Annotated in this window: 16 protein-coding genes and 1 other annotated feature (1 of these 17 running past the window's edge); of the genes, 11 read left to right on the forward strand and 5 right to left on the reverse strand. The window is 50.4% G+C overall.

The window, feature by feature from the left end; translation table 11 throughout:
- Window positions 1-76 (forward strand) — a sequence feature (Trp leader region); it begins 22 nt to the left of the window's first position.
- A 23-nt stretch (window positions 77-99) separates the two neighbouring features.
- The 5 genes from M975_RS08470 to trpA are packed head-to-tail and all read left to right on the forward strand — an operon-like array spanning window position 100 to window position 6,629.
- Window positions 100-1,662: an anthranilate synthase component 1 gene (locus tag M975_RS08470; protein WP_064558787.1), complete on the forward strand. Its 1,563-nt coding sequence runs from the start codon at window positions 100-102 to the stop codon at window positions 1,660-1,662.
- The gene (gene trpD / locus M975_RS08475; protein ID WP_064558788.1) at window positions 1,662-3,257 is read left to right on the forward strand and encodes a bifunctional anthranilate synthase glutamate amidotransferase component TrpG/anthranilate phosphoribosyltransferase TrpD; all 1,596 of its coding nucleotides are present in this window, start codon (window positions 1,662-1,664) and stop codon (window positions 3,255-3,257) included. The genes M975_RS08470 and trpD overlap by 1 nt, the downstream gene beginning before the upstream one ends.
- A 3-nt stretch (window positions 3,258-3,260) precedes the next feature.
- Window positions 3,261-4,622 carry a bifunctional indole-3-glycerol-phosphate synthase TrpC/phosphoribosylanthranilate isomerase TrpF gene (gene trpCF / locus M975_RS08480; protein WP_064558789.1) on the forward strand — a complete coding sequence of 454 codons (1,362 nt, stop codon included), beginning with the start codon at window positions 3,261-3,263 and terminating at the stop codon, window positions 4,620-4,622.
- Window positions 4,623-4,629: 7 nt separating this feature from the next.
- On the forward strand, window positions 4,630-5,823 hold the full coding sequence (gene trpB / locus M975_RS08485; protein WP_064559180.1) for a tryptophan synthase subunit beta: 1,194 nt from the start codon (window positions 4,630-4,632) through the stop codon (window positions 5,821-5,823).
- A complete protein-coding gene (trpA, locus tag M975_RS08490; protein WP_064558790.1) occupies window positions 5,823-6,629 on the forward strand; it encodes a tryptophan synthase subunit alpha in 807 nt (268 codons plus the stop codon). The genes trpB and trpA overlap by 1 nt, the downstream gene beginning before the upstream one ends.
- 93 nt (window positions 6,630-6,722) lie before the next feature.
- Here the strand turns inward: trpA and ompW are convergent, their stop codons facing one another.
- The gene (gene ompW / locus M975_RS08495; protein WP_064558791.1) at window positions 6,723-7,355 is read right to left on the reverse strand and encodes an outer membrane protein OmpW; all 633 of its coding nucleotides are present in this window, start codon (window positions 7,353-7,355) and stop codon (window positions 6,723-6,725) included.
- A 236-nt stretch (window positions 7,356-7,591) separates the two neighbouring features.
- Complete coding sequence (locus M975_RS08500; protein WP_064558792.1) at window positions 7,592-9,001, reverse strand: MFS transporter; 1,410 nt, start codon at window positions 8,999-9,001, stop codon at window positions 7,592-7,594.
- A 118-nt stretch (window positions 9,002-9,119) separates the two neighbouring features.
- Between M975_RS08500 and M975_RS08505 the strand changes: the two genes are divergently transcribed.
- On the forward strand, window positions 9,120-9,992 hold the full coding sequence (locus M975_RS08505; RefSeq protein ID WP_425339001.1) for a helix-turn-helix transcriptional regulator: 873 nt from the start codon (window positions 9,120-9,122) through the stop codon (window positions 9,990-9,992).
- A 544-nt stretch (window positions 9,993-10,536) separates the two neighbouring features.
- Here the strand turns inward: M975_RS08505 and M975_RS08510 are convergent.
- The gene (locus M975_RS08510) at window positions 10,537-11,364 is read right to left on the reverse strand and encodes an aminoglycoside phosphotransferase family protein (protein ID WP_064558793.1); all 828 of its coding nucleotides are present in this window, start codon (window positions 11,362-11,364) and stop codon (window positions 10,537-10,539) included.
- 315 nt (window positions 11,365-11,679) lie between these two features.
- Between M975_RS08510 and ydfZ the strand changes: the two genes are divergently transcribed.
- Entirely contained in the window at window positions 11,680-11,883 is a 204-nt protein-coding gene (gene ydfZ / locus M975_RS08515) for a putative selenium delivery protein YdfZ (protein ID WP_064559182.1), read from the forward strand.
- Window positions 11,884-12,132: 249 nt separating this feature from the next.
- On the opposite strand, the gene M975_RS08520 is transcribed toward ydfZ, so the two are convergent.
- The gene (locus tag M975_RS08520; RefSeq protein ID WP_245164377.1) at window positions 12,133-12,543 is read right to left on the reverse strand and encodes a GNAT family N-acetyltransferase; all 411 of its coding nucleotides are present in this window, start codon (window positions 12,541-12,543) and stop codon (window positions 12,133-12,135) included.
- 559 nt (window positions 12,544-13,102) lie between these two features.
- The gene (locus tag M975_RS08525; protein ID WP_064558795.1) at window positions 13,103-13,627 is read right to left on the reverse strand and encodes a lipocalin family protein; all 525 of its coding nucleotides are present in this window, start codon (window positions 13,625-13,627) and stop codon (window positions 13,103-13,105) included.
- A gap of 120 nt (window positions 13,628-13,747) precedes the next feature.
- Between M975_RS08525 and M975_RS08530 the strand changes: the two genes are divergently transcribed.
- The 4 genes from M975_RS08530 (at window position 13,748) to M975_RS08545 (ending at window position 17,113) form a co-directional block, all read left to right on the forward strand.
- On the forward strand, window positions 13,748-14,476 hold the full coding sequence (locus M975_RS08530; protein WP_064558796.1) for a MerR family transcriptional regulator: 729 nt from the start codon (window positions 13,748-13,750) through the stop codon (window positions 14,474-14,476).
- Between the two features lie 230 nt (window positions 14,477-14,706).
- A complete protein-coding gene (locus M975_RS08535; protein ID WP_064558797.1) occupies window positions 14,707-15,141 on the forward strand; it encodes a nuclear transport factor 2 family protein in 435 nt (144 codons plus the stop codon).
- Window positions 15,138-15,857 carry an SDR family NAD(P)-dependent oxidoreductase gene (locus M975_RS08540; protein ID WP_064558798.1) on the forward strand — a complete coding sequence of 240 codons (720 nt, stop codon included), beginning with the start codon at window positions 15,138-15,140 and terminating at the stop codon, window positions 15,855-15,857. The genes M975_RS08535 and M975_RS08540 overlap by 4 nt, the downstream gene beginning before the upstream one ends.
- On the forward strand, window positions 15,854-17,113 hold the full coding sequence (locus M975_RS08545; RefSeq protein WP_064558799.1) for an NAD(P)/FAD-dependent oxidoreductase: 1,260 nt from the start codon (window positions 15,854-15,856) through the stop codon (window positions 17,111-17,113). Before M975_RS08540 ends, M975_RS08545 begins: the two co-directional genes overlap by 4 nt.
- Window position 17,114 lies beyond the last annotated feature (1 nt).

Below are 17,114 nucleotides of genomic sequence, written 5' to 3' on the forward strand. Positions count from 1 at the left end.
GATAACGGGCAGTGTAATCGCTATGGCTGTAACCCAGCCCAGATACCAGGCCCGCCAACGAAGCGGGCTTTTTTTTGAACAAAATATTGAGAGCAGAACATGCAAACACAAAAACCAGCGCTCGAATCACTGACCTGTGACGCGCCATACCGCGATAACCCAACCGCCGTTTTCCATCAACTGTGTGGCGCTCGCCCGGCAACGCTGTTGCTTGAGTCTGCAGACATCGACAGCAAAGATGATTTAAAAAGCCTGCTGTTAGTTGACAGTGCGCTGCGCATCACCGCTTTAGGTGACACCGTCACCATTCACGCCCTTTCCGAGAACGGCGCTTCATTGCTGCCTTTACTGGATGCAGCCTTACCTGCTGGCGTGGAAAACGCACATTCACCGCAAGGCCGCGTGCTGCGTTTCCCGGCGATCAGCGCTTTGCTGGATGAAGATGCGCGCCTTTGTTCGCTGTCTGTGTTTGATGCTTTCCGCATTATGCAGGAGCTGGTTAGCGTGCCGGAAAACGAGCGCGAAGCGATGTTCTTTGGCGGCCTGTTTGCTTATGACCTGGTTGCCGGGTTTGAAGACCTGCCTGACCTTGTGCAGGATAATAGCTGCCCTGACTACTGTTTCTACCTGGCAGAAACGCTGCTGGTTATCGACCACCAGAAAAAACATACCCGTATCCAGGCAAGCTTATTTACCCCATCAGCCGCTGAAAAACAGCGTCTGCTTCAACGCACCGCGCAATTGAGCAAACAGATGGAGCAGGAACCTGCGCCACTACCGGTGCAGAAAGTGGAACGCATGACCTGCGAATGCAACCAAAGCGACGAAGAATTTGGTGATGTCGTGCGTAAAATGCAAAAAGCGATTCGCATCGGTGAAATTTTCCAGGTTGTTCCATCGCGCCGTTTTTCACTGCCGTGCCCTTCTCCGCTTGCCGCTTACCAGACACTGAAAAAGAGCAACCCAAGCCCGTATATGTTCTTTATGCAGGATAACGATTTCACACTGTTTGGTGCGTCTCCGGAAAGCTCGCTGAAATATGATGCGACATCGCGCCAGATTGAAATCTACCCGATTGCCGGAACTCGCCCACGTGGCCGCCGCGCTGACGGTTCCCTTGATCGTGACCTCGACAGCCGCATTGAGCTGGAAATGCGTACCGACCATAAAGAGATGTCCGAGCACTTGATGCTAGTTGATCTGGCACGTAACGACCTGGCGCGTATTTGTACCCCGGGCAGCCGCTATGTTGCCGACTTAACCAAAGTGGACCGTTACTCCTTTGTGATGCACCTGGTTTCCCGTGTGGTTGGCGAACTGCATAAAGATCTCGATGTACTGCACGCATACCGCGCTTGCATGAATATGGGCACCCTGAGCGGCGCACCAAAAGTGCGCGCCATGCAGCTGATTGCCAAAGCCGAAGGTGTGCGCCGTGGCAGCTACGGCGGTGCCGTCGGTTACTTTACCGCTCATGGTGATTTAGACACCTGCATCGTTATCCGCTCAGCGTACGTTGAAAATGGCATTGCCACCGTGCAAGCCGGTGCCGGTGTGGTGCTCGATTCTGTACCGCAATCGGAAGCCGACGAAACCCGCAACAAAGCCCGCGCTGTACTGCGCGCTATCGCCACCGCGCATCACGCACAGGAGATTTTCTGATGGCTGACATTCTGCTGCTCGATAACATCGACTCGTTCACTTATAACCTGGCGGACCAACTGCGTGCCAACGGCCACAATGTCGTCATTTATCGTAACCATGTTCCGGCGCAAACCTTAATTGAGCGCCTGGCAACCATGGACAACCCGGTGCTGATGCTGTCGCCAGGCCCTGGTGCACCCAGTGAAGCCGGTTGCATGCCAGAATTACTGACTCGCCTGCGCGGTAAATTACCGATTATTGGCATCTGCCTGGGCCACCAGGCGATTGTTGAAGCTTACGGTGGATATGTCGGTCAGGCGGGGGAAATCCTGCACGGTAAAGCGTCAATCATTTCGCACGATGGCGAAGCGATGTTTGCGAATCTCCCTAACCCGCTGCCGGTTGCCCGTTACCACTCACTGGTCGGCAGTAATATTCCAGCTGGCCTGACGATTAATGCCCATTTTGATGGCATGGTGATGGCCGTTCGTCACGATGCTGACCGTGTGTGTGGCTTCCAGTTCCACCCTGAGTCAATTCTGACTACGCATGGCGCACGCTTGCTAGAACAGACTCTCGACTGGGCGCTGCTGAAGTTAAAGCAAGCCAACACGCTGCAACCGATTCTCGACAAACTCTACCAGGCACAGACCCTGAGCCGCGAAGAGAGCCACCAGCTGTTTGCCGCCATCGTTCGTGGCGAGCTGAAACCAGAACAACTGGCAGCCGCACTGGTGAGCATGAAAGTACGCGGTGAGCATCCGAATGAAATTGCCGGTGCCGCAACCGCGTTGCTGGAAGCCGCAGCACCGTTCCCAAGCCCGGACTACCCGTTTGCAGATATCGTCGGTACCGGTGGTGATGGCAGTAACAGCATCAATATCTCTACCGCCAGTGCTTTTGTTGCCGCAGCCGTTGGGCTGAAAGTCGCCAAACACGGTAACCGTAGCGTTTCCAGTAAATCCGGTTCATCCGATTTACTGGCCGCCTTCGGTATTAACCTGGAGATGAGTGCCGAAGCGTCCCGTCAAGCGCTGGATGATTTGGGCGTCTGTTTCCTGTTTGCTCCGAAATACCACACCGGTTTTCGCCACGCGATGCCTGTGCGCCAGCAGTTAAAAACGCGCACCCTGTTTAACGTGCTCGGGCCGCTAATTAACCCGGCGCATCCACAGATGGCGCTGATTGGTGTCTACAGCGCAGAACTGGTGTTACCGATTGCAGAAACGCTGCGTGTTCTGGGTTACAAACGTGCCGCAGTGGTGCATAGCGGTGGAATGGACGAAGTTTCTCTGCATGCCACCACTCAGGTTGCTGAACTGCACAACGGTGAGATAAAAAGTTACCAACTGGAAGCGACCGATTTTGGTCTTCCGGCTTACCACCAGGACGAGCTTGCAGGCGGCACACCGGAAGAAAACCGTGACATTCTCACCCGCCTGTTACAAGGTAAAGGTGAGACAGCTCATGAGTCAGCAGTGGCGGTCAACGTCGCGATGTTAATGCGTCTGCATGGGCAAGAAGATCTTAAAGCGAACGCACAACGAGTGCTGGAAGTACTGCGCAGCGGTGCTGCGTATGACCGGGTTACAGCACTGGCAGGAAGAGGATAAGTCATGCAGGAAACCGTATTAAAGAAGATCGTCATTGATAAGGCGATTTGGGTTGAAGCACGCAAGCAACAACAACCCCTGGCAAGTTTCCAGAACAACATCGTACCGGCGACACGTAATTTTTATCACGCGCTGCAAGGGGCTCGCACCGCTTTCATTCTGGAGTGCAAAAAAGCCTCTCCATCCAAAGGCGTGATTCGTGATGATTTTGACCCGGCGCGTATTGCAAACGTTTATAAACACTACGCTTCTGCGATTTCAGTCTTAACCGACGAAAAGTATTTCCAGGGCAGTTTTGATTTCTTGCCGATTGTCAGTGACATTGTCACGCAGCCGGTGCTGTGCAAAGACTTTATTATCGACTCGTATCAGATTCATCTGGCGCGTTTTTATCAGGCCGATGCCTGCTTATTGATGCTCTCCGTGCTTGATGATGCTCAGTATCGCCAGCTTGCAGCTGTAGCGCACAGCCTGAATATGGGCGTGCTGACCGAAGTCAGTAATGAAGAAGAGCTGGAACGTGCTATCGAGCTTGGCGCTAAAGTTGTGGGTATCAACAACCGTGATCTGCGTGATTTGTCGATTGACCTGAATCGTACTCGCCAGCTTGCACCGCGCCTCGGCCACGGAGTTACAGTTATCAGCGAATCGGGCATCAGCAATTACGGCCAGATTCGTGAGCTGAGCCATTTCGCTAACGGCTTCCTGATCGGTTCAGCCTTGATGGGCGAAGACGATCTGAATGCTGCGGTTCGCCGCGTAACGTTAGGCGAAAACAAAGTCTGTGGCCTGACTCGCCCGCAAGATTCCCGCGCCGCCTTTGAAGCGGGCGCAATTTACGGCGGCCTGATTTTTGTTCCGTCATCGCCACGTTTTGTCAGCGACGAAACGGCTGCAACAGTGATTGCCGCCGCGCCATTGAAATATGTCGGTGTGTTCCGTGACACAGCTGTGGATGATGTGGTGCAGAAAGCCGCTCAACTGTCACTGACTGCGGTGCAACTGCACGGTGATGAAAACCAGGTTTATATTGACGCGCTTCGCGCAGCCCTTCCGGCCAAAGTACAAATCTGGAAAGCACTGAGCGTAAAAGAAAGCCTGCCGGCACGCGATTTGAACCACGTCGACAAATACCTGTTCGACAACGGCCAGGGCGGTAGCGGCAAGCGTTTTGACTGGTCACTCCTTGCAGGTCAGAATCTGGAAAACGTGATTCTGGCTGGCGGACTGGGTGCTGATAACTGCGTGGACGCGGCGAAAACGGGCTGCGTAGGTTTAGATTTCAACTCAGGTGTCGAAAGCGCACCGGGTATTAAAGATGCTAACAAGCTGGCTGCCGTCTTCCAGACGCTGCGGGCTTACTAAGGAAAATATCATGACGTTACTTAATCCCTATTTCGGTGAGTTTGGTGGCATGTATGTGCCGCAGATCCTGATGCCTGCTCTGCGTCAGTTAGAAGAAGCTTTCGTCTCTGCACAAAGTGATGCTGAATTTCAGGCTGAATTTAACGACCTGCTGAAAAACTACGCGGGCCGCCCGACGGCACTGACCAAATGCCGCAATCTGACGGCTGGCACTAAAACCACGTTGTATTTAAAGCGTGAAGATTTGCTGCACGGTGGCGCGCACAAAACTAACCAGGTGCTTGGCCAGGCACTGCTTGCCAAGAAAATGGGCAAAACCGAAATCATCGCCGAAACTGGCGCGGGCCAACATGGTGTTGCGTCAGCGTTAGCCAGTGCTCTGCTTGGCCTGAAATGCCGCATTTATATGGGTGCAAAAGACGTTGAGCGCCAGTCGCCAAACGTGTTCCGTATGCGTTTAATGGGCGCGGAAGTGATTCCTGTGCACAGTGGTTCTGCAACGCTGAAAGATGCCTGCAACGAAGCATTGCGCGACTGGTCTGGTAGCTACGACACCGCGCACTATATGCTCGGCACCGCAGCAGGCCCGCACCCGTTCCCGACTATTGTGCGTGAATTCCAGCGCATGATTGGCGAAGAAACCAAAGCGCAAATCCTTGAAAAAGAAGGCCGTCTGCCAGATGCCGTTATCGCCTGCGTAGGCGGTGGTTCTAACGCCATTGGTATGTTTGCTGATTTCATCAACGATCCGCAAGTTGGCCTGATTGGTGTTGAACCCGCCGGGCACGGTATCGAAAGCGGTGAACACGGCGCGCCACTGAAACATGGTCGCGTAGGTATCTACTTCGGTATGAAATCGCCGATGATGCAAACCGACGAAGGCCAGATTGAAGAGTCTTATTCAATTTCCGCCGGGCTGGACTTCCCTTCTGTCGGGCCACAGCATGCGCACCTCAACAGCATTGGCCGTGCAGATTACGTTTCAATCACCGATGACGAAGCACTGGAAGCATTCAAAACGCTGTGTCGCAGTGAAGGTATTATTCCGGCGCTGGAATCTTCCCACGCCCTGGCTCACGCGCTGAAAATGATCAAAGAGAATCCAGAAAAAGAACAACTGCTGGTGGTAAACCTCTCTGGCCGTGGTGACAAAGATATCTTCACCGTTCACGACATTCTGAAAGCACGAGGGGAAATCTAATGGAACGTTATCAACACGCATTTGAACAGTTGCAGGCTCGTAAAGAAGGCGCTTTCGTTCCCTTCGTGACGCTTGGCGATCCGTCTCCGGAACAGTCACTGAAGATTATCGACACGCTGATTGAAGCGGGTGCCGATGCGCTGGAGTTGGGCATCCCCTTCTCTGACCCGTTAGCGGATGGCCCAACCATTCAGAATGCTGCTCTGCGTGCATTTGCCGCAGGTGTCACACCAACGCAGTGTTTCGAAATGCTGGCCGTTATTCGCCAGAAGCATCCGACGATTCCGATTGGCTTGCTGATGTATGCCAACCTGGTATTTAGCCGCGGTATTGATGAGTTTTACGCGTTGTGTGCCAAAGTGGGTGTCGATTCGGTATTGATTGCTGATGTGCCAATCGAAGAGTCTGCGCCATTCCGCCAGGCAGCGATGCGCCACAACGTTGCACCGATTTTCATCTGCCCACCTAACGCTGACGACGCGCTGCTGCGTGAAATCGCCACACATGGCCGTGGATATACCTATCTGCTGTCTCGTGCAGGCGTGACCGGTGCTGAAACCCGTGCGCAGTTACCGCTTCACCATCTGGTGGAAAAACTGACTGAGTTTGGTGCGGCACCTTCACTGCAAGGCTTTGGTATTTCTGAACCTTCACAGGTGAAAGATGCAATTGATGCCGGCGCTGCCGGGGCGATTTCGGGTTCCGCGATTGTGAAAATCATCGAGAAGAATTTGGATAAACCAGATGTGATGTTGAGCGAGCTGAAAGCGTTTGTTCAGAGCTTGAAAGCCGCGACTCGTCGTTAATTTTATTGTTGCCGGATGGCGCTAACGCTAATCCGGCCTACAATTGCTCGCGTAGGTCGGATTAGCGCAGCGACATCCGACATTACTGTTCTATCAGAAACGATAACCTGCCGAGAACATAAACACCCACGGATCGATGCGCGTTTTAATGTTCTGCTGCTCGCCACCGGCTTTAAACTTCACTTCAGTGTCAATATCCATGTACCACACCGACATGTTCAGCAACCAGTTATCATTAACCATATAATCCAGCCCAACTTGCCCTGCCGCTCCCCACGAATCTTTCACACTCAGATCGCTTAAGCCTGCATCTTTTCCAGTCTGGTTAAAGTCGGCATCAAAGAAAGTGGTGTAGTTAATCCCTGCGCCGATATAGGGCCGCACTTTGCTCTTCGCATCGCCAAAGTACCACTGCGCCATTAAGGTCGGTGGCAGTTGACGAACCGTTGCCAGGTCGCCTGTCGGACCTAAACCAACACGGTGACGAAACGGTGTTGCCGCCAGCAGTTCGATGCCGATGTTATCGGTCACCATATAGTCAAATGTCAGACCCAGTTGGGTATTGTTGCTGACGCTAAAACCGCCCATCCCAAGTACGTTGTCAGAACCTTCCGTTGGACGCACGGTTGCCGTACCCGCACGCATGAAGAATTCACCTTGTTGATGTGCCAGTGCTTCACCAGATAAGCAGGTTAATGCAAGTAACGCCACAGACAATTTTTTCATAGCCCTCTCCTTGTGTTTTTTTAGGCGGGCTGAATATACCTATTATTGAGTATTAATTGATCTGGTGCCGATCACACTTTGCTGGCTAATTTAACATTTAATGATCTGGATTAATTTTTACTCATATTGCTTAAAATCAAAATATGTAGCCAGGTCCAGTACCGGGAGGTTATGACCTCCTGGTACAAGGATGTTGAAGCGACGTTATCGCAGGCAGGCAAAGATTTCGGCTGGATTCAAAGCGCGGTTGCCACTGATAAGGTCCGTCGTTTTGCTATTGTTGCCATAACCAGTACTAACATCATCAGGACTTCCATGCCGAGTACGCCAATCATCGCCTGCGGATAGTTGCCATGATTTTGTTGTTGCATGTGAAGGAATAAACCGCCGAGTACGGCTGGCCCCAGGGCCAATGTAGATTGCTGTAGGGTGCTGAGAATAGCGCTGGCTGCTCCGGCATCATTCGGTTTGATATCTTGCATCCCGACGCGGTAAAAAGTATTGACGATTAAAGCCTGACCATAACCAATGAACACCGTTGCTGGCGCAATGATTAACGCACCGGCTGCATGGCCATAATGATATAGGGTTGCCATAAGACCGATAAGGCCAAAAATTTGCAGTGAAATACCTGACAACAAAATGGTGCTCATCGAATAGCGAGCAATGAGTTTTGGGGCATAACAGGCTGAGATAAAATAAGAAACGCCAAGTGCAATAAAACTATTACCCGATTGCCATGGCTCCATACCCATACCAGACTGTAAAGTCACTGCCAGGCAGAACATAAAACCTGACCAACAACTGAAAAATAATACTGCAATTAATAAGCCAAACCGAATGCTCGGGAGTTTAAGCAAATGAGGCGCGACAAGAGGTTGCAGGCCTCGTTTTTGTTGCAGCAAAGCAGCAGCGCGCATTAAATAACCGAGCGGCAATACCATTACCAGCATTGCCTGCATATACCAGGGCCAATTTAATTCCGGGCCTAAGGTCATCGGAAACAGTAAACAGCACAACATAATTGCCAGAATAGATGTTCCTGGCCAGTCAATACGTGAAGGTGCTTCGCTACTAGTTTCTGGAATATATGAACGACTCAATAGCAGAAATAACACGCAAATTGGCACATTAATAAAGAAGGCGTTACGCCAGCCCAGTCCCGCTATATCTGCTGAGACCAGCCATCCGCCACCCATCTGGCCGATAATAAATGCAATACCACCAATTCCGCCATATAGACTTATTGCCCGTGCACGAGCGGGACCTTTTAACGTCACATGAAGCGTGGCAAGTATTTGCGGGACGATCAGTGCTGCGCCTGCACCCTGAAGCACTCGGGCAGCCAACAATTCATTTACAGAACCAGATATGCCACATAATAAAGAGGCTAAACCGAAAATAAATACACCTAATTGCAAAATACGGCGACGACCATTGTTATCACCCAGTTTGCTTCCCACGGCAAGACAGACGGCAAACGCAACGCCATAAAGTGCAACAATAAGTTCCAACTGAGTCGATGTCGTACCAAGCGAGTGAGTAATAGAATCGAGGGCAACATTAGTGATCGAAGTATCTATCATTGGCAACATCTGCGCTGTTAATAATAACAACAGGCCAGCGCGGCCAGGTGAAACATTCATCAAGTACTCCACTGCATAATTTAAAATTCGGATACAGTATTTCTGATGAATTAACACGGTACCAGTATTTGGTTATACTGGTATTATCACTGCTACGATATTGGAATTTTTAATGCCCCTGAAAGTCTCGCAAGAGATGCCCGCCAACCTCCTGGATGATAGCAATAAAATATTGGCTTTGTTTCTGCGTACACGGCGTGAAAGTCTTGATCCTGCTCGCCTGGGTTTACCACGTAGCGGTAGACGCCGCACGCCAGGTCTGCGTCGCGAAGAAGTCGCTATGCTCGCGAATATCGGGGTCACCTGGTATACCTGGCTTGAACAAGGGCGGAAAGTCAATCCGTCAACGGCTTCCATGGCAGCCATTGCTGATGCTCTGCAATGCACACCAGCTGAGACACGTTATTTGTTTATTCTTGCAGGCCTGCAACCTTCAGAAATGCCTATAGCATCAAAGTATGAAGAGGTCAGCGCAGCATCGCGGCGGATACTGGATACGCTCATGCCGCTCCCTGCCAGTATCGTCATGCCTAACTTTGATATTCAGGGTTATAACGCTAATTACTGTCGTTTGATGGGCGTTGATCTCGATAATGTGCCACACGATGATCGCAACTCAATTTACCAATATCTCACAAATGACCACTGGCATAATTTACTGGGCGACGACGATATTGTTTTGCCCATTTTTATCGCTTATTTCCATGCGGGTATGACAGAACACCGCGGCGACCCACGTTGGGAAAATCTCTTAGAGCGATTTTTCGAGGCCTCTCCTGTATTCAAGCATTTCTGGGAACAGAGACACGAAGTACGTTATATCGAAAATCACACTATGACTTACTATCACCATGAATTAGGGCCATTCAAAATACAAAAGGTTAACTGGTTCTCCGCTCCCCGCGATGGGTCACGTCTGCTGGTTTATGTACCGGTAGATGAAAAAGGGGAGCGGATTATTGCCATGCTCGAGCATAAAGAGATGAACTAGTAGCCCATGGTCCTGCGAGTGATATTCACTCCTGGCCTGTGATGAAGGCTGGTCATGATGTCACTCGTTGTAATGACGGATTTATATAGCCACATTATATATTTCACGAGAATCATCCAGGCGAACAAGTTAAGAATGTAGTGGTTATCATTTATTCAAAGGCGAACCGGTAAGCTACAGCGTAGTCCTGGTTCCTGCCGCCCCTTATTATTATGAATCCTGTAACCGTACCAACATGTTGGTCCTGCATGAGTAAATCATCACGCACAACAGCAGGCTGATCTGTGCCAGAAACCGCATGATAAAAGTCTGAAACACCAAAACCGTGCAGGCATTAGTGACCGTATCAGGATAATCAGCTTAACCGCCGCATTGCTGTCCAGTTGCAGTAATTACGCTGATAGAACGGTAACTGCGCTTAATGATGAATCACCATGCGTGAACCTGCCATATTCTAGTGAATCTAGAACTTCCGCTCCTGGCTCAGAGCAGACTACCAGGACTTACAGTCCGCTCTGAGCGACAAGATAACTAAACTGTCTAATCACTTATCCAATTCGCTAATTGCCAGCTTAGCAACATTTGATGCAATTGATGTTGCATCATTACTTTCGAGGGACCATGTTGTTGAAAGCCCGCACCATGCAATTATCCATTTGAGAAGGCGATCTCTGTCCAGTTCTGCCGTCTCGACAACAACACTTAGACGCTGTTTAAATATCTCCGGCAGCGTCGCGACACGAGGCACTGGATTACCAAGATCCGGATTAGTAAAAATATTGGCAAAGTCGAATCCCCGTTCACCTATTAGTCCTTTTGGGTCAATGGCCAACCAGCCAGATGTTTCAAAATCAAGCACGTTACCGTGATGTAAGTCACCATGTAATGCGACCACATCACGTGGAGAAGAAAGCAATTCTTCTGAGATTTCTGCGCAACGTGTCAGGATACCGCCATACTTCAAGGCTGCTGGTTTTAGAGGATAAAACCACTCATGTAGAGGTGTAAGCTGGGGTAATGGTTTTTTTGGGAATGTATGAAGCCTGTTCGCAGTAGTACACAGAATACGACAAGCTACATCATCCTGACCTTCTCGTGACATAGCTGCCAATGACGCGGAACCACAGGCTCTTGAAAGAAGAATTGCTTCATTTTCATGTGCAATAACATGCGCCGCACCATTCCCTTCCCACCATGCCATTAGTGCATTACCGGCTTGTTCATCTGTATCATCCGTAACTTTTAACATGGCTTTAATACCATGTGTTGCTGTTTTAACCGGATATAACTGTGATGTATGAGTTATAAATGGGGTGCCATCAGGAATAAGATTCCAGCGATTTAGCCAATGTTTTAACTTGAGCGTATCCATAAAATTTTCTTTAATATCCTTATATTAAAAGAGGGGAAAAAGACATGCATTCAAGTATTTTAACCCATAGGTGATGAGCTTTCCTGCATGCTGTTTTCTAGTAGGCAACGTCCGCTTCACGCCCTGTCAACTCAGACCTCAATGGACTCAGATATCTCCAGAGCATCATCTACTTCAATACCCAGATAGCGGACATAGCTGCCAGACCATAAATTTACAAAATTTTGACTTCGCTCAACACATTTTTACCCATGAAGAGCTATTTATTTGCCGTTAAATCATCTCGTCTCAATACAACAAAAAGGAGGAATGATGATGTTGACCTATGATTGCTACCGTAACGCTATCACAACTGGCAGCCGTGTTATGGTGTTCAATAAAGGTCTGACTGGTGTCATTAAGACCATTCACGGCGAAGGTAAAACAGCCGAACAAATTCGTCGTTCTGAATGTGTTGAAATCGAAGGTTGTGAAGGTGCTTTCTGCCCGATGGAGTTGGTTAGACTTGAACTTCACTGATAGGGCTTATCGAGCCAACACATTGCTTTACACATAAGATAACCCCGTAAGGCCACCGAATTGGTGGCCTTATTTGATGGATTACTTAGCAACGCTGACCCGCCTCTCGAAAATCTCCATCAGCTTTGAGCGAAGAATGGACAATACCCTTTCTAACCTTGCGCCCACCAAAGAAAGGTCGGGGTGATACCCGCCGCTGGAGTTACATGAACGGTGCGTACAGTGTGTACATTATTGTAAATACTGATATTACTTGAGTTGAATTTTCATTGATGGAGATGCATGATACACAAAATGATTTCGCTCATAAAACGGAATAGCTTCTTTTCTGGCATCTAAAAAAATAAAGTTCATACCCCTGCTTTTAGACTCTGCTTTTGCAAAATTCAAGAGTAATTCGCCTATACCCAAGCTTCGAGACTCTTTATCAACAACCAAATCATCAATATGCAGATGAAGACCTCTAGCTAGTGTATGAACAGGTCTGAACCCCATCAACCCCATGGGTTTTTCATCAATAAAAGCACCCACGATTTCATAACCGTTTAGAGTTTGGATAGTCACGCTCTGGATAAATTGTTCCTTTGAAATATCTCGCAGCTGAGATATCAATCTGTAAGCGCCATCCCATTCGTTAGGAAGTAATTTCCTGATAATCATGCTGATACCTCTTTTTATTTATATATTTTTGACTCTATAAGATTCAATTTCATTATGGAGCCCCCTGCTAATTCGTACCCCCTGTGTCAGTAACATCCGTTTCTGGTACTAACCAGTCCACATGTTGTTCCCAGTTGTACTCACAGTGAGAAACGGACGTAATGGCATAACAATAATGGGTCTATCGAAATCAGGCGATTCAACATCATCAAATGAAGCATAAGGCATTTACCATTATCATCTTCTATCCTGACTAAGAACTTTAATGAAGGGTATCGCATGATAACAGTAGAGAAATCAGATCCACTTTCACCAGATTCTTATTCTTTAATTGAAAATAGCATAAGCGTTTTCTACTCATACCTTTATTTGCGCAGCGTCCCAGCGTGCGATTTGGCCTTCCCCAGGCTATAGGCGCAGATGAATGAGCGCGCTGATCGAAAAATGTTAAATGTCCATTTAATCAAAATCTTAAATTTGACAAGATGTACACCTGAGATTCTACAGTATCAACCAGGGCGTATTGGCATTTTGAATATTACTCTCTAATCCGGGTAATTTATTGCTTCACCCAAACCAACTGATCGACCTGGAAGCCGAGAGTGCGCGCAGTGTTTAGGTAATCCTGCTTCACCGCATCCGGAATGGTTGGCGTACGCGACAAAATCCACAAGTAGTCACGGTTCGGGCCGCTAACCAGCGCGAACTGGTAATCATCATCGAGCTTTATCACGTTATAGCCGCCGTAGAATGGCCCAAAGAATGAAACCTTCAGCGCGGCGGTTGTAGGTGCACCGGTGAATGAGGCTTTCCCTTCGCTCTCGTTCCATTTGTTCTTAATCGGATCATACCCGCGATTGAGTACGCTAATCGTGCCATCGCTGCGCTTGCCGTAAGTAGCAGTCACCTGCTCAAGGCCTCGTTCGAAGCGGTTTTCAAGGCGAGCGACTTCGTACCATTTGCCAAGATAGCGGCTGGCATCAAAATCAGTTATCGGCTGCACGCCTTTCGGTGGCGTGGGGGATTTACACGCAACGAGTGACAGTGCGATAGCAACACCGGTTACAACAGGCCATAGCTTCATAAAACCTCCTTTCTTCTGCGCATCTGGAACTAGAAAGTGTAGTGCAAACATTCTGCACTTCATTCATGCCGCGAATATTCGTAGTATATTGAGAATATTCTTTGTTATCAGGTGTACCTCATGGCCTACTCCATCGGCGAATTTGCCCGGCTCTGCGGAATCAACGCGACCACGCTACGCGCCTGGCAGCGTCGTTACGGCCTGATTAAACCGTTACGCACCGATGGCGGGCACCGCCTGTACAGTGATGACGATGTCCAGCAGGCGCTTAAAATTCTCGACTGGGTGAAAAAAGGCGTCCCGGTAAGCCAGGTGAAGCCCTTGCTGGCCCGCCCGGAAGCTCGCCGTACAAACAACTGGCTCACCCTTCAGGAGAGCATGTTGCAGCGGTTGAAAGAGGGAAAAATCGAATCTCTACGCCATCTGATTTACGACGCGGGCCGCGAGTATCCCCGCCCGGAAATGGTCACCGAAGTACTGCGCCCGTTGCGCAGTAAAGTCTCGGCCAACATTCCCGCGATCATGACGCTGCGTGAAGTCCTCGATGGCATCATCATCTCCTACACCTCGTTTTGCCTTGAAGGTGATAAAAAAGCGCCGGGGGATAATTACCTCATCACCGGCTGGCACCTTAGCGACCCGTGCGAAATCTGGCTTGAAGCGCTGAAACGCACGGGACAAGGGCAGCGTATTGACGTGCTCCCGGTGCCGCCTGCCACACTGGCTCCCGAGATCTTCCCTGAGCGAAAATGGCTGCTGGTCACCACCGGCAAACTTACCGCAGCCCGCAAAAAACAGATCGAACTCTGGCAGCAACAGGTCGTTTCACTCGACGTGATCCCACTCTAAAACTGTTCCTCCGCCCCCTTTTCCTCTCGATGATAAGCAACCGTAAAAAGTTGCGTATCTGGCATGTCTTTATAAAAACCCAATCAAAACCAGCAAAATAACACCTACATAATGCATTGAATATATAGAACAATAAAAACAGATCCACTCTAAACTTGTACAAATATTATTAATTGTCTAAGTTTTAACTATGCGATGACATTACGTCGTCCACAACCAGGGTGAGACTCATGAGCACAATGCCATCCGTCATCGATCGTTTTTTTGACTATTACACCACCCTGGATAACCAGTCTCCGTTGGCGCTGGCGGCGCTTTATCACCGGGATGCCGAACTGGTCGACCCCTTTGGTACACATCAGGGGCTGTATGCGCTACAGCGTTACTTTACCCATCTGCTGACCAACGTGGAGCAGTGTCGCTTTTCCATCGATTCGCCGCTCAGCGAAGGCCAGCGTTTTGCCGTGAGCTGGACAATGCACTGGTCACACCCACGGATTTCTAAAGGAGACACGCTCGCTTTGCCAGGGTGTTCAATCGTGGATGTACAGGACAACCTGATTATTCGTCAGCGCGATTACTACGATGCGGGAGAGATGGTTTACGAACATCTTCCCCTGCTGGGCTGGCTGGTACGCGGAGTAAAAAGGAGGGTGCGCTCATGATGACTGTCCTCATCACTGGCGCATCCTCCGGCATTGGGGCGGGGCTTGCAAAATCCTGGGCTGATGACGGCTGGCGCGTCATCGCGTGCGGTCGCGATCCTGCCCGGCTTGAGGCCCTTCACCAGCACAACCCGAACATCACGCTACGACTGTTCGATATGACGGACGCGGCGGCCTGTCACCAGGCCCTGGCGGGTATTAAGGCCGATCTGGTCGTTCTCTGCGCGGGAACCTGCGAGTATCTCGACGGCGGCATAGTCGATGCAGCTCTAGTTGAACGGGTTATCAACACCAACTTACTCGGGCCGGTAAACTGCCTGGCGGCACTTCAGCCACAGCTGGTTTCGGGCAATCGTGTGGTGTTTGTCAGCTCAATGGCGCACTGGCTACCTTTCCCCAGAGCCGAGGCGTACGGCGCGTCTAAAGCCGCACTCACCTGGTTTGCTAACAGTTTGCGCCTGGACTGGGAACCTAAAGGCATTGCGGTAACAGTGGTATCGCCGGGCTTTGTCGATACGCCACTTACCCGTAAAAATGATTTTGCTATGCCTGGACGGGTCAGTGTTGACAACGCGGTGGAGGCCATTCGCAACGGCCTTGCGAAAGAGAAAAACCATATCGCCTTTCCCACTCGTTTGAGCCTTACCCTGGGTCTGTTGGCAGCACTGCCGTCCTTTTTACAGCGAGCACTGCTGCGCAAGATGGTGCGATCATGAAAATCGCTATTATCGGCAGCGGTATCGCTGGGTTGACCTGTGCCTGGCGGCTGGCAGGACATCACCAGGTCTCCCTTTTTGAAGCAGAACCCACAGCGGGCGGGCATACCGCTACGGTAGATGTGACCACCCCGCAGGGCACGTACGCCATTGATACCGGGTTTATCGTCTATAACGACCGCACCTATCCACGTTTTATGGGCCTGCTGAGCGAGTTGGGTATCAGCGGGCAAAAAACGCAGATGAGCTTCTCGGTGCATAATCCGCGCAGCGGCCTTGAGTACAACGGGCATACCCTCAGCTCGTTGTTTGCCCAGCGCCAGAACCTGTTTAACCCTGTGTTCTGGAAGTTGCTGAAAGATATCGTGCGCTTTAATCGCCTGGCGAAAGCCACGCTTGCGGGCGAAGTTGAACCAAACGCCACGCTACATAACTTTCTTGAGCAACACCGCTTCAGCCCGTTTTTCGCGCGCCATTACATTCTACCGATGGGCGCCGCCATCTGGTCGTCATCGTTGCAAGAGATGCGCCGTTTTCCCCTGCCCTTGTTCTTACGTTTCTTTGAACACCACGGTCTGCTGGATATTACTCATCGCCCGCAGTGGTACGTGGTGCCAGGCGGCTCTCGAGAGTATATCCGCGCCATGCTTTCACAGCTGGGTGACCGCCTGACTCTGCACCTCAACTCGCCAGTACAACAGGTCATCCGCAATGCCGAGGGCGTTAAAATCCAGCTTGAAACCGCAAGCCACACGTTCGACCAGGTGATCTTCGCCTGCCACTCTGCGCAGGCTCTGGCGATGCTTGACGAACCGACAGCCAGCGAGCGCGAAGTGCTGGGTGATATCGGCTGGCAGCGTAATGAGGTGGTTCTACATAACGATCCTCGCTGGCTTCCGGTGCGTGAACGCGCCTGGGCAAGCTGGAACTATCGTCTGAGCGAACGGGATGAAGCCCGCGCCTGCGTGACCTACAACATGAATATTCTCCAGGGATTCCCTGCGGGGAGTCCGCTGTTTTGCGTGACTCTGAATCCAGAAACGCCGGTAGATGAACGCTTTGTCCTGAAACGTTTTGTTTATGAGCACCCGCTGTTTAACCCACAAAGCTGGCGTGCTCAGGCACGTCGCAGCGAGATTAATAGTCACCCGCAAAGCTGGTTCTGCGGGGCTTACTGGTACAACGGTTTTCACGAAGACGGGGTACGCAGCGCCCTCGACGTAGTGCAGGGAATTGCCGCCGGGAAAGGTGATTAAG

The organism is Buttiauxella brennerae ATCC 51605, from assembly GCF_001654925.1.
GTDB lineage: Bacteria > Pseudomonadota > Gammaproteobacteria > Enterobacterales > Enterobacteriaceae > Buttiauxella > Buttiauxella brennerae.